The following is a 12,620-nucleotide window of genomic DNA, read 5'->3' on the forward strand; positions in this document are numbered from 1 at the left end:
TCTCGGCCTTTGATTTTCCCCGTAGCCTTTTTAGCCGGCTTTACGAACCGGCGCGAAACGCCGCTTGCCCAGCGACGGCCCGATACGACGGAAACGCTCCCGCTTGTGTTCTTCTTCGAAGTGGGCAAGCGACGGCTTGACCAGATCGCTGCGCGACACGATGCCGATCAGACGCATGCTGTTGCTGTCGGCGACCACCGGCAAGCGTTCCAGCCCCAGCACGGCGAGCCGCGTCGCCACCAGCCGGCAGGTTTCGGATGACAACGCAAACGCGGTGTTGTGCTGCGCGAACACGTCGGCGAGCGTCATTGCGCGCTTGCGCTCCGCGTCCCCGGCGCAGGAGCGTTCGAGCAACATGCGGTCGACCACGCCGATCACCGCGCCGTTGCGCAGCACCGGATACGCGCGGCGCAGCTGGGTCGCGCCGAACAGCGTCTGCAGCGTTGCGCCGACCGTCGTGGCGGCATCGACCGATTCGACCGAGGCGGTCATCACTTCGTCGACATAGTGGCGCTCGAGCGGATCGACACCGTACTCGCGATAGATGTGATAGCCGCGTCGCGCGATTTTCTCGGTCATGATCGAGCGCCGCATCACGACCGTGGAGAAGCCGTGTGCGATTAGCGTTGCCGTCAACAGCGGCAGCAGCGCGTTGGCGTCGTGCGTGAGGCCGAACGCGAACACGATGGCCGTCAGCGGCGCGCCGAGCGTGGCGCCAAGCGTCGCGCCCATGCAGACGAGCGGCCACAGCGCCGGCCCGCTACCCGGCAGCCAGTGCGCGAGCACCGTGCCGAGTCCGGCGCCGAGCATCAGCAGCGGCGCGAGCACGCCGCCCGAGGTGCCCGAGCCGAGCGCAATCACCCACATCACCGCCTTCACGGTGAGCAGCAAAAGAGCGACCTGCACCGCGATATGCTGATGCAGCAGATCGCCGATCACGTCGTAACCGACGCCGAGCGCACGCGGTTCGAGCCAGCCGCCAATCCCGATGACGATGCCGCCGAGCGCGGGCCACCACATCCAGTGGATCGGCAGCTTGCCGAACAGGTCTTCCACCTTGTAGAGCGCGGCGGATAGCCCCGAGGCCAGCGCGCCCGACAACACGCCCGCGACCGCGCATGACAGCAGCGACCAGCCATCGGGCGCGGCGGTCTGCAGCGCAAACAGCGGACCGGTACCGAAGAAAATCGCGCGCGCGAAGCCGGCGACCGCGCAGGCCACCGCGACCGGCAGGAAGCTGCGCGGGCGCCATTCGAACAGCAACAGCTCGACCGCGAGCAGCACGGCCGCGACCGGGGTGCCGAACACCGCGGTCATGCCGGCCGCGGCGCCGGCCACCAGCAGCGTCTTGCGTTCCGCCGACGTGACCTTCACACACTGAGCGATCAGCGAGCCGAGCGCGCCGCCGGTCATGATGATCGGGCCTTCGGCGCCGAACGGCCCGCCGCTGCCGATCACGATGCCCGACGACAACGGCTTGAGCACCGCCACTTTCGGCGACATCTTGCTCTTGCCGAACAGGATCGCTTCGATCGCCTCGGGAATGCCGTGGCCGCGAATCTTTTCGGAGCCGAAGCGCGCCATCAGGCCGACGATCAAACCGCCGATTACCGGCACGCCGATCACCCAGAGGCCCAGCGTGTTGGTGGCGGGCGAGCGGTCGACGAACGACAGCGTGCCGAAGAAAAACAGATTGGTGAACAGGCGAATCAGGTTCAGCAAAACAAAAGCGGCAATCGTGCTGACGAAGCCAATGCACGCGGCGAGCGCGAAAATGCCGGGCAGCCGGGCATTCGCCGCGAAGTCGCGTTTGTGGTAATCCATGCTCATGGTTAGTCGAGGTCGATCTGTGGAATCTGGAAGGAGCCTTCGAGCGATCTCAGTTCGGCGCGATGCAATTCCGCAAGCCGCTCGAGTACCCGTTCTCCCGCTTTTTCAATGTGTACTTCAACCTGGCGGCGATCGATCTCGCTGACCTGGCGGCGCACCAGATTCAGCGCCTCGCAGCGCGATACCAGTGCGACGACGCCGTGATGCTGCGCCTGCAGACGCTCCGCGAGTTCGCCGACGGTTGCCCAGTCGCGCTCCGGATAGCCCTTGATATGCAGCAACAACAGGTATTGCAACGGCGTGATGCCCTCGTTCTGCGCAGCCTGCTCGGAGAAGCGCTCGAAGCGCCGCATCTGGTAGCGAAACTGCGACAGCTGCTCGAAATCCCTCTTGAGGAGCTTGCGAGTCCGTACTTTCATGGCAGATCCGCCGATGTGAAGAAAAACCGAAAATATATCACGTCATGATGTACTGGTGCGGAGTTTCGGCCGTGGCAACGGCATCGCGCAGCAGGCCTGTCGGTCTTCTAGCTGAAAATCAGGCCGCCTCGCGAGCCCGGGTGGCGGTTTGTCGATACAGGCCGGAGATCAGATCCACCTGCGTGATCATGCCGACCACGCGCCCGGCGCGATCGAGCACCGGTACGTGGTGATGGCCGAAGTTCGCGAACATCGGCACCAGCTCGGTGATCGGCGCGGTTGCGGCGACGGTGCACACGTCGGTCGTCATTACGTTGCCGACGTTCGACGTGCGAAGCGCATCGCCGCGCAGCCAGCCGTCGAAGTAGTTCAGGATCGGACCCAATGCGCCGAAGCTTCTTCTGTCGACGAAATCGGCGCGCGTGACGATGCCGAGCAGCTTGCGCGTCGCGTCGACCACCGGCAGCGCCTTCACGTTGTGGCGCTTGAACAACTCCCATGCGGCGGCGGCGCGCGTCCCCGGCGAGACCGACACCACGTGGCGCGACATCACGTCTTCACAGCGCAGTTCGTTGAAGCTGCGCGAGAAAGCCTGAAGCTGCGTTTCGCGCAGCAGCGAATAGAGGTCGTCAGTGTCGATGTCGAGCATTTCGTCACGGCGTCCGAGCACGGCTTTGACGTCGTCGCGCGTGAAGCCGATGCGCGCGGCTTCGTCGGCGGCCTGGCTCGGCGTCGCGCGGTCCTGGCGACCCGCATGCGGGTAGCGGTGGCCAGTCGCCGCGTGATACACGAGCGCGGCGAGCAGCAGCGCGGCCGACTGAATCGCGATCGGTTCGAGCACGAAGCGGTAGCCGAGCGCATGAATGACCGGGCCGCCCAGCACTGCGGTCAACGCGACCGCGCCCGACGGCGGGTGCACGCAGCGCAGCGCGAACATGCCGCTGATCGACAATGACACCGCGAGGGCGGCCGCCAGCGTCGGATCGCCGATCAGCATCGCACAGCTCACGCCGATCGTCGCCGACACGAGGTTGCCGCCGATGATCGACCACGGCTGCGCGAGCGGGCTCGCGGGCACCGCGAACAACAGCACCGCGGAGGCGCCCATCGGCGCGACGAGCAGTGGAATATTCGCGGCCGGGCCGAGCAGCAGGTGCATCAGACCGCCAGTAAATGCGATGCCGAGCAGCGCGCCGAGGCAGGAACGTGCGCGCTCGTGCCATTTCACGGTGACCGGTGCGGGGAGAAAGCTGGCAAGCCAGCCACGAGCAGGGGAGCGGGACAAGATAGAAGCGGAAAGTAGTCGATGAAGCGGGGCCCGACATTACCGGGGAAACCCTGGCAACGCGAATACAGTCTGGTCATAATTATATTTCAATATGATATAAAAAGCGGTCCGACCATTCCGAATGCAGCATAAACCGTGGCGTTTCGCAGACGGTCGAGCGCGCGACCGAGACTCTCCTGCATGATCTTGAGCGCCGTGTATGCGTTCTTTTTTATCATGCTGTGAGATAAAATGATGGTAAGCGGATCGCGGGGATCGAAAAGGAGCCATCATGATGATTACATTTCAATCGACGGCGGCGCCGGATGTCGTCATGCTCAGGGATCTCGCGCAATATCTACTCGGTCTGATCGGCAAGCGGCTTGGCGAGCGCGGTGTCATCAGCCATGACGAGCTGCCCCATGCGATCGATCGGCTCGAAGCCGCCATCACCGAAGACGCGGCCGCGGAAACGACGCTCGAAGCATTGCACCGTTCAACGAGCAATCAACGCGAGTCGCGCAACCGATTGTCGCAGCGTGCGTGGCCGTTTCTCGACATGATGCGCGCGGCGCGCGAGTCGGATGCGGACATCATCTGGGGCCTGTAGCTCGTCGAAGGAGTCGCGATGAAAGCCCGTGCGTCGCGTCGACGTTTGGCAATCCTGCTTATTTCAGTTTGCGCGGTTCCGCTTGCCTATGCGTTCTCACCTGTGCCGCAGATCGGCCGATACCCGCAGCCGATGCGCGGCCCATGCGCCGCGTCGGGCGAGACCGGGGTGCGAAGCAGGGTGATCGGCGTGTATGGCGGCACCGTCGTCGATCAGTTGTCCAATGGAGCGGTGGTGCTCGTGAAATGGCCGAATGGTTCGCCGCACGAGGCATGGACCGCTCGGCGGCATAGCGATAGTTTGCCCGTGGTTCCAGCGGCAAACGCTGCTCACGTTTTCTTTATGTGGCCGCAGGCGTAGCGCGGCGTCCCCGAGCGTCGCGCCGCGCAACTGCGTGCGTTCAGGTACGGCTAATGCGTACTCGACGCTGCTGCGACGGCGCACGAATTCCCCATCTTTATCCGACCACGAGGAGCGGCAGTGCAGACCAACGCGTCAAAAGGCGACTTCGCCACCGATACCCGGCTTCTGCGAATCACGGTGATTGCCGCCGTGGTTGGCATGTTCAGCACGTTCGCCGCGGACTTCCTGCTGCACCTGATCCGCTTTTTCACTAATCTGTTTTTCTTTCAGACGCTGTCGGTCGCGGGCCGCTCGCCCGCCGGCCACGCGTTGGGACTGTGGGTGATCGTGGTGCCGGTCGTCGGCGGTCTGATCGTCGGGCTCATGGCGCGCTTCGGTTCGGAGCAGATTCGCGGGCACGGCATTCCCGAAGCGATCGAGGCGATCCTGTTCGGCAAGAGCGCCATGTCGCCGAAGGTGGCTGTGCTGAAGCCGTTGGCGTCGGCGATCGCGATCGGCAGCGGCGGACCGTTCGGCGCCGAAGGGCCGATCATCATGACCGGCGGCGCGCTCGGTTCGTTGATCGCGCAGTTTTTCCATCTGTCGAGCGGCGAGCGCAAGACGCTGCTGGTGGCGGGCGCGGTCGCCGGCATGACCGCGGTGTTCGGCACGCCCGTCGCCGCCGTGTTGCTCGCGGTCGAACTGTTGCTGTTTGAATTGCGGCCACGCAGTCTGCTGCCAGTTGCGGTTTCGTGCGCGGTGGCGGGCTTTTCGCGACCGCTATTGCTGGGCAGCGGCCCGCTGTTCCCATTGCAGACCTTGCCGCTCGGCGCGCTCGGGCTCGCGTCGTGCGCGCTCGCGGGGCTGATCGCCGGCGCGCTGTCGTGGGGATTGTCGACGTGGCTCTACAAGGTCGAGGATGCTTTCGCGCGGCTGCCGATTCACTGGATGTGGTGGCCCGCGCTCGGCGGTGTCGCCGTGGGCATCGGCGGCTATTTCCAGCCGCGCGCGCTAGGCGTCGGCTATGACGTGATCGGCGATCTGCTGATGCATCACCTTGCCGTGCGCGTCGTGCTGGCGATCGTGCTGGTCAAGGCGGTGATCTGGGTGATCGCGTTGGCTTCGGGCACCTCCGGCGGCGTGCTCGCGCCATTGCTGATGATGGGCGCGGGCGTCGGTGCGGTGCTCGGTCCGGCGATGCCGGGCGGCGACCCCGCCATCTGGCCGCTGGTGTTCATGGCGGCGGCGCTCGGCGGCATGATGCGCGCGCCGATCATGGCCGTCGTGTTCGCGTTCGAACTGACGCACGACGCGAATGCGTTGCTGCCGCTGCTGACCGCCGCCGCGGTGTCGTATGGCTTCACCGTGCTGTTCATGCGCCGATCGATTCTGACGGAAAAGATCGCGCGCCGCGGATATCACATCTATCGCGAGTACGGCATCGATCCGCTCGAACGTCATCACGTGGACGAAGTGATGACGCGCGCGGTGCAGACGATCGATGCGAGCCTCAGCGTCGCCGACGCGCTCGCGCAGTACTTCGGCGCGACGCAGCTTCATCGCGCGTACCCGGTGGTGCAGGCGGGGCGGCTCGTCGGCATGGCGGATCGGCGGATGCTGAGCGCCGCGCTCGACGAGGGCCGCGCGAGCGCGACGGTCGGCGATCTGTGCACGAGCGACGCGAACCTCGCGAACGAACGGCTCGACATCGCGTTGCCGGAAGAGACCTGCCGCCATGTCGCCGCGCGGCTGGCCGCGCGTTCGCTCGATCGCGTGCCGGTCGTCGCCGATGTATCCAGCTATCGGCTGATCGGCATCGTGTCGCGACACGATCTCGTCAAACCCTCGCTGTCGATCTTCAACGAGGAACGCGAGCGGGAACGATTCCGGCGCATTTCGCTATTTCAAGGCAGGGAATCGGTGGCAGCCGAACCGCGTGAATAGTGCTTTTTTCAGGGCGCTTCTGTAGGTATTTGCATGAATGAGTGGCGCGCGGTATATGTCACGAATTGACATATACTTGATTGATCATGTGCCGCGCACGCTGCGCACGGAGGTTCTCATGTCGGGCTTCAAGCGCATTCTTCTCTGTTACGACGGAACCCGCGAAGGACAACACGCGTTGAAGGACGGTGCGGCGCTCGCGCAAGACCTGAAGGCGGAAGTGCACCTGCTTTCCGTGCTCAACAATACGGCGTGGATGCAGGGCGCTGACATCACGTCCGCAGTGCCGGTGGATTTCATCAACGAATCCGCCAAAGCGCTGCTCGACGAGGGCTTGCAGAAACTCGCCGCACGCGGAATTCGCGCGACAGGTCATCTCGCGATCGGCGAACCGCTCGATGAGATCCCGTTTTTTGCCAACGATCTGAAGGCCGATCTGGTCGTGGTTGGCCATCGTCGCAGTCACGGACTTGCGCGCTGGTGGGGCGGCCGCCACGACGGACTGCTGCTCGATCGCGTGACGTGCAGCGTGCTGGTGACGATGGGCGCGGCAGCCGATGCACCCGCCGCAGTCGCGGGCACAGGCGAGACCGCGCGGTCCGCCGAACATTCATGAGCGTTGTGTTGTGTGTGTTGAGCTGCGTTGGCACGGAGGCACACCATGAAAGACGTCGACGAACAGTTCAATCATCCGCAGCCCGTCAAGCACAGCGATAACGAAAACAGCAAGCTGCCGCAGCGCGACGACGATCAGCAGCGGCTGAAGAAAAAACCCGAAGGCGAGCCGCCGGTCGAGTGACGCGAGGCGGCGTCCGCCGTTCAGCGATCAGAAGTCGGTGCTGACCGACAACAGGAACGTACGCGGCGCACCCTGGGTCAGGTACGTCGTCGCCCCGTAGGCCGACACGGCCGACCAGTAAGCCTTGTTCGTCACGTTTTGCACGGTGGCGCGCAAGGTCGTCTTCTTGCCGTAGATGGACGTCTCGTAACGCGCCCCCAGGTCGAAGCGGTTCCATGACGGGATCGACAGCGTGTTCGCGTCGTTCGCTTGCTGCGCGCCGGTATGGATCCAGCGCGCGTTGACCGCGAGCCCCGGCACCAGCGGAATGTCGTAATCGGCGCCCAGGTTGAACAGGAAGTTCGGGACGCCAACCGGACGGTTGCCGTCGTAGGTTCCGCCTTGGGTGTTCTCGAGCGTCGCGTTCATCAGCGAAGCGCCGGCCAGCAGACGCAGACCCTTGAGCGGCTCGCCGTGCACTTCGGCTTCGAGGCCGCGATGGCGTTCGTTGCCGTTCAGGCCATAGATATGCGTGACCGGGTCGGTGTATGCCGACGGCTGTTCGATCTGAAAAGCCGCAAACGACGCGCCGAGTCTTTGCGTGTCGTACTTGACACCCACTTCCCACTGCTTCGTGCGGACCGGCGCCAGTTGCTGACCGTAGTTGAGCGTGCCGGCCGGCGCGATGCTGCCCGCGGCCAGCGCTTCGCTGCGGTTCGCGAAGATCGAGATGTTGCGCGTCGGCCGCAGAACGAGGCCGAACAGCGGCGTCGTGATGCCGTCGCTGTAGTTGCCGCTGCCGATGCCCGTGTTGTCGTAGTTGGCCGTCGCGATTTGCTGGCGGCGTGCGCCGAGCGTGAACAGCACCCGGTCATGCAGGAAGCCGAGCGTGTCGGATGCGGACACGCTGCGGATCACCGTGGTGGCCGTCATGCCCGGATCGGCCAGATTGCCGCCTGACAGCGTCGTGGGCGGGTAGGGCGTCTGCACCGTGTTGTAGAGCGAGACCGGGCCCATGTAGGCGTAGGTCCAGGCCGAGTTGGTGTCCTCGCTCGTGATGGCGCCGCCGAGCGCGACCCTGTGCGACACCGGGCCGGTGTCGAAGCGGCCGCGCACACCGACTTCGGCGGACGTCGAGTTCTGGTTATACGGCACGCCCAGACGCGCACCGGTGACGCCGCTCGACGAATAGGTCGGCGAATAGTATTCGCCCTGCTCGACCGTGCGACGCACACCGCCGGTAGCGTAAGCGGTCCAGCCGGGCAGGAAATCGTATTCGGCCTTCAGGATGCCGACTGTGTCTTCGAGGTTCGTGTACGACCAGTTCTGCGCGTAGTTGTACGTCGCCGACGGCACGGCCGGAATCGCGTCGGTGAAATAGACGACCGGGCGGCCGTCGCTGACGTGTTCGCGCTGATACAGGAAGTCGCCGGACAGACGCAGCTTCTCGCCGCGCCAGTCGAGCGCGACCGCGGTGGTGTTGTCGCGGCGGTGTTCGCCGTCGATGCTGGTTTCGCCGTCGCGATTCGCCTGGTTCACGCGAATCCCGAATTGGCCTTCGCTGCCGAAACGCCGGCCCACGTCGACGTGCGCGCCGAACTCGCCGGAGCCGCTGGTTTCGAGCGTCACGTTGGTCGTGGGCGTGTCCTCGGCCCGCTTCAACTGCACGTTCACGCCGCCACCGATCGCCGAGCCGGTCGGCGATGCACCGTTCAGGAACGCGTTCGCGCCCTTGAACACATCGACCCGCTCGAGCGCCGCGGTCGAGACCAGCTGGCGCGGCGTCACACCGTACAGACCGTTGATCGAGATGTCGTCCGCGTTGAGCTGGAAGCCGCGAATCACGAAGACTTCCGAGAAATTGCCGTAGCCGTATGCGGTCCGCACCGATGGGTCGTTCTCGACCACGTCCGCGAGCGTGCGCGCCTGTTGATCCTTGATCAGCCTGGCCGTGTAGGTGGTCATGCTGAACGGCATGTCGATGTTGCGCTGCTTGCCGAGTACGCCGTAGTCGGCGCCGCGTGCGACCTGGCCGCCCGCGTAAGTCGGCGACAGATCGCCGGGCAGCTCTTCGACGGCGGGCGCCTGAACCTTGATGGCAGGTAGCGTGCCGTCGGCGGCGGAGGAGGCGGTGTCGGTGGATTGGGCGAACGCGCTGGCCGGAACACTGAAAGCGACGGCGATGGCGGCGAGGATGGTGGCGCGATGCAGAGTGGCTTGGGCAGGCGTGGCCTGCGGGCGATTCCAGCGTGAAACGGACATGGATGGGAAAGTAGGCGTGGTCGTCGATCTTCCGTCCCGGGGCGCTGATTGAAATCCGGGCGGCCTTTATCCTGGTTGCACGCGCGGACGATGCTCTCCTATGTAAGCGGTCCGAGCGCAGAACGAAGGTTCGACCGAATTATAGTGCAAATAGGAATCATTCCTATTGCGCAGACGCAACGATTTGCAGAAGGCACGGCACAAACGGGTGTTTTTGATGGCGTCGAGCCGTTCGGACCTCGCAAAAATGCGGGACGCGACCGCTCAGCTCTTCGGCGCGGCCTGCAGCCAGCCGGCTTCGACGCCGAACTGCGCGATCTGTTTCACGACCGCGTCGGCGAGGCGCTTCGCGTCGTCGGACACGCCTGCGCGCTTCGTTTCGGTCACGCCATGCAGGCCCGCGCCGGCCGCGGCTGCGGTCGCGACGGTGCCGGCCGCCGCGCCGACTCCGGCGGTTTCGACCATGCCAGGCATCTTGCCGCTGTCCGCGTTGGCGGTGAAGCTCTGCACCACACGCGGCGCGCCGACTGCCGGCTGGTATACGATCCGCACCGTGCTGCTCACGTCGCTCTTGCCCGCGCCCAAGCCGATCAGCGTGCGACGGCGGCGATTGCCGGCGTCGATCGTCTCGAAGCTGCCTTGGACGAGCAGCACGTTCTGGCCGGCGGGCACCGGCGCGTCGGTGCGTACCGCGTGCAGACCCATAGCTTGCAATCGCTGGACGATTTCGTCTGCGACCTGCTCGCGCACCTGAGCGGCATCGGCAACCTGTTTCTGTGCATCCGACGAAGCCGACATCTGCGCCTTCAGTTTCTGCAGCATGCCGCCATGGTCGAGCTTCACCTGCTGCGGATCGGCATCGAATGTATAGACATAGATCGTGTCCGGATGCATCGTCGACTGCGTGCCTGCGTCGGCCGGCGCGGAGGTGCTCGTCGCGCTCAGATTCGTGACGCTGGCGCCGGCGCAACCGCTCAGTAGCGCGCTACCGCAGACGAGTGCGATGCAGGTGAAACGGGCGGCGTTCGTTTTGATGAAGTTCATTGAAGTCAACATGATGATCCTGTGGTCGGCACGCGGTGCCAGTCGGTTCGAGTCCATCGCCGATGATCGGGCAACCGTGGGATCGTCGATCATCGGCGAGGGGAGTCGCACATGAAGCCTTTCGATCTCATGCGTCTGTGATTCGTCACGCACCGGCAGCGAACGAAGTATGGGTGAGTGCTCCGCCGAACTCTATTCAACAATTATTTCGAGTGATGTCACGGCGACATGAGGGCGCGAAGTGCGGATGTGCGCGGCGTCATGCGTGGGCGAAAGGCGACGCGAAACGGCAGGGGAGCGAGACGAGGGAGAGGCTGTGGACGTCGAACTGCCGATCAGTTCAAAGCGAGTTTGACGATGCAGCACAGCACGAACACGAGCAGGGCGGCGGCAATGGCCATGTCCAGCGGATAGCGCATTCCGTCACCCTGTCCTTGCGTTGTGAAGCCCCTATCGTAATCACCTGACCGAAGATGGAAAGCGCCAGTGAAGCGCCAATGTGGGACAGCCCACGCAGTCCCGCACGGCCGCATGGAGCGGCTGAAGGCGAGAGCCCGCTGGCGCAACGCAGCCGGATAGCGCATGATTGCTGCGATGTGCCGTGCGACCCCAAGAGCACCTCGCCGTGGCGGCACGCGCGGCACACGCCGCCGCCCGCATCGGCGTCGCGCCCGGTACTGGCGGCGCAGAGGCGATGAGTCTTCAACCGCAAGGAGGATTTCGCATGGACCGACCCGATGCAGCCAATCCGTTTGGCGACTTCACCAAAATGCTGGAGCAGTTCAAGCTCCCCGGCTTCGACGTGCCCGCCATCATGGAAGCGCGCCGCAAGGACATGGAAGCGCTGGTTCAGGCGAATCAGACAGCATTCCAGGGGATGCAGTCGCTCGCGCAGAAACAGGCCGACATGCTGCGCACCACGCTGGGTGAACTACAGTCGCTGACGACGCAACTCACGGCGACCGGCACCGCGCCGTCGAGCAAAACCGCGGAGCTGATCCAGCAGAGCCTACACAAGGCGCTGGCCGACATGCAGCAGCTCGCGCAAGCCGCGTATCAGACGCAGGCGGAGTCGTATGCGGTGATCGCGAAACGCGTCGAGGAAAACGTGCAGGAGCTGAAGTCGTTGCTTCAGCAGCAGAAGAAGTAGCGCGCGCCGCCATTGACGAACGACTCGAAACCGCGGAGGGCCGCCAAGCCCTCCGCGGTTTTTATTTACCGTCGCGATTTGCGTCGCAAGCCGCACCTGGTCAGAGGAATGCGCACGCGCGCTCGTTTTTTCGGCAGACGCTTACATGCGCGAAAAGACGCCGCTCCTATTCGCAGCTTTAACGCGCAGCGGCCGCGATTTCCACAGGCTGCCGGTTATAACGTCATACGGAAACGAAAACGGCGCCAAGGCATTGTCTCTACGAGGCTTTGTCCGCACTGTTCCAATCGGAGCTGAACCGCGGCCGAACCCGCAAAGGTTTAATTCGCGCCGCAAACGATTGGCGCGCGCCATCGCGCTGACTAAAGTTTCGGCCCGCTTGTCCGTAGACGCATTCACGCAGCCCAACCGGCGTGAAGGCAACCCGGCTTAGCCGGTCAGGTGTGCGCCCCTAGTTTCGCGTTTGCGATCGGCTCAGTCCAGGTCGCGGGCGTTTCACCTCGAAGGAAATCTCTTGAAACCGATGCTTCTCACCCGCATTGCCTGCGCAATGCTCGGGGCATGTTGCGCGTTGCCATTCGCCGCGCACGCGACGCTCGGCCAGAACGCCACCACCGTCGACAGCGATCAGACGCGCCTGCACGCGGTCGCTCGCGCGGCTAGCGCACGTGGCGCGTATTCGGTGCATGCGCTCACGCTGCCGTCCGGCACCCAGGTGCGCGAGTACGTGGCGGCCAATGGCATCGTGTTCGGGGTCGCTTGGGATGGCCCGACGCTGCCCGATCTGAAGGCGATGCTCGGCACGTCATTCGACGCCTACGTCGCCGCCAGCGCGACGCGGCGCGGCGTGCCGCTCGCGGTCTCGAACAGCGATCTCGTGGTGTTCTCGAGCGGACATCTGCGCGCGTTCACCGGGTACGCCTATCTGCCACAGGCGGTGCCTGCGGGTGTCGACGTCAGCGTCATCCAGTAAC

At 64.6% G+C, this 12,620-nt stretch carries 11 protein-coding genes; 6 read left to right on the forward strand and 5 right to left on the reverse strand.

Going from position 1 to position 12,620, the window contains the following annotated elements:
- Positions 1 to 30 precede the first annotated feature (30 nt).
- The 3 genes from BJG93_RS18775 to BJG93_RS18785 all read right to left on the reverse strand — a co-directional run bounded on the left by BJG93_RS18775 (position 31) and on the right by BJG93_RS18785 (position 3,534).
- Positions 31 to 1,830, reverse strand: a complete 1,800-nt coding sequence (locus BJG93_RS18775; RefSeq protein WP_027195809.1) for a chloride channel protein — start codon at positions 1,828 to 1,830, stop codon at positions 31 to 33.
- 2 nt (positions 1,831 to 1,832) lie between these two features.
- A complete protein-coding gene (locus tag BJG93_RS18780; protein WP_027195810.1) occupies positions 1,833 to 2,249 on the reverse strand; it encodes a MarR family winged helix-turn-helix transcriptional regulator in 417 nt (138 codons plus the stop codon).
- A 118-nt stretch (positions 2,250 to 2,367) separates the two neighbouring features.
- Positions 2,368 to 3,534: an HPP family protein gene (locus BJG93_RS18785; RefSeq protein ID WP_027195811.1), complete on the reverse strand. Its 1,167-nt coding sequence runs from the start codon at positions 3,532 to 3,534 to the stop codon at positions 2,368 to 2,370.
- 274 nt (positions 3,535 to 3,808) lie between these two features.
- Between BJG93_RS18785 and BJG93_RS18790 the strand changes: the two genes are divergently transcribed.
- From BJG93_RS18790 to BJG93_RS18805, 4 genes are all read left to right on the forward strand, one after another.
- Positions 3,809 to 4,126, forward strand: coding sequence for a DUF1840 domain-containing protein (locus BJG93_RS18790; RefSeq protein WP_027195812.1), 318 nt, complete (start codon positions 3,809 to 3,811; stop codon positions 4,124 to 4,126).
- A gap of 480 nt (positions 4,127 to 4,606) precedes the next feature.
- Positions 4,607 to 6,412 carry a chloride channel protein gene (locus BJG93_RS18795; RefSeq protein ID WP_027195814.1) on the forward strand — a complete coding sequence of 602 codons (1,806 nt, stop codon included), beginning with the start codon at positions 4,607 to 4,609 and terminating at the stop codon, positions 6,410 to 6,412.
- A gap of 118 nt (positions 6,413 to 6,530) precedes the next feature.
- Positions 6,531 to 7,028 carry a universal stress protein gene (locus tag BJG93_RS18800; protein ID WP_027195815.1) on the forward strand — a complete coding sequence of 166 codons (498 nt, stop codon included), beginning with the start codon at positions 6,531 to 6,533 and terminating at the stop codon, positions 7,026 to 7,028.
- 45 nt (positions 7,029 to 7,073) lie between these two features.
- Positions 7,074 to 7,211 carry a hypothetical protein gene (locus tag BJG93_RS18805; protein ID WP_167544171.1) on the forward strand — a complete coding sequence of 46 codons (138 nt, stop codon included), beginning with the start codon at positions 7,074 to 7,076 and terminating at the stop codon, positions 7,209 to 7,211.
- Positions 7,212 to 7,238: 27 nt separating this feature from the next.
- On the opposite strand, the gene BJG93_RS18810 is transcribed toward BJG93_RS18805, so the two are convergent.
- Positions 7,239 to 9,452: a TonB-dependent receptor gene (locus BJG93_RS18810; RefSeq protein ID WP_034478202.1), complete on the reverse strand. Its 2,214-nt coding sequence runs from the start codon at positions 9,450 to 9,452 to the stop codon at positions 7,239 to 7,241.
- 264 nt (positions 9,453 to 9,716) lie between these two features.
- Complete coding sequence (locus BJG93_RS18815; RefSeq protein WP_027195817.1) at positions 9,717 to 10,508, reverse strand: DUF4410 domain-containing protein; 792 nt, start codon at positions 10,506 to 10,508, stop codon at positions 9,717 to 9,719.
- Between the two features lie 712 nt (positions 10,509 to 11,220).
- Between BJG93_RS18815 and BJG93_RS18820 the strand changes: the two genes are divergently transcribed.
- Together BJG93_RS18820 and BJG93_RS18825 are read left to right on the forward strand one after the other, a co-directional pair.
- Positions 11,221 to 11,646, forward strand: a complete 426-nt coding sequence (locus BJG93_RS18820) for a phasin family protein (protein ID WP_027195818.1) — start codon at positions 11,221 to 11,223, stop codon at positions 11,644 to 11,646.
- Between the two features lie 523 nt (positions 11,647 to 12,169).
- A complete protein-coding gene (locus tag BJG93_RS18825; protein ID WP_027195819.1) occupies positions 12,170 to 12,619 on the forward strand; it encodes a DUF2844 domain-containing protein in 450 nt (149 codons plus the stop codon).
- The last annotated feature ends 1 nt before the right edge of the window (position 12,620 follow it).

Source organism: Paraburkholderia sprentiae WSM5005 (genome assembly GCF_001865575.2).
GTDB lineage: Bacteria > Pseudomonadota > Gammaproteobacteria > Burkholderiales > Burkholderiaceae > Paraburkholderia > Paraburkholderia sprentiae.

What these genes read in the sequence shown, in the direction of transcription:
- BJG93_RS18775 (WP_027195809.1), bottom strand. Translation starts at nt 1,830, where the DNA reads ATGAGCATGGATTACCACAAACGCGACTTCGCGGCGAATGCCCGGCTG.
- BJG93_RS18780 (WP_027195810.1), bottom strand. Translation starts at nt 2,249, where the DNA reads ATGAAAGTACGGACTCGCAAGCTCCTCAAGAGGGATTTCGAGCAGCTG.
- BJG93_RS18790 (WP_027195812.1), top strand. Translation starts at nt 3,809, where the DNA reads ATGATGATTACATTTCAATCGACGGCGGCGCCGGATGTCGTCATGCTC.
- BJG93_RS18800 (WP_027195815.1), top strand. Translation starts at nt 6,531, where the DNA reads ATGTCGGGCTTCAAGCGCATTCTTCTCTGTTACGACGGAACCCGCGAA.
- BJG93_RS18805 (WP_167544171.1), top strand. Translation starts at nt 7,074, where the DNA reads ATGAAAGACGTCGACGAACAGTTCAATCATCCGCAGCCCGTCAAGCAC.
- BJG93_RS18810 (WP_034478202.1), bottom strand. Translation starts at nt 9,452, where the DNA reads ATGTCCGTTTCACGCTGGAATCGCCCGCAGGCCACGCCTGCCCAAGCC.
- BJG93_RS18815 (WP_027195817.1), bottom strand. Translation starts at nt 10,508, where the DNA reads ATGTTGACTTCAATGAACTTCATCAAAACGAACGCCGCCCGTTTCACC.
- BJG93_RS18820 (WP_027195818.1), top strand. Translation starts at nt 11,221, where the DNA reads ATGGACCGACCCGATGCAGCCAATCCGTTTGGCGACTTCACCAAAATG.
- BJG93_RS18825 (WP_027195819.1), top strand. Translation starts at nt 12,170, where the DNA reads ATGCTTCTCACCCGCATTGCCTGCGCAATGCTCGGGGCATGTTGCGCG.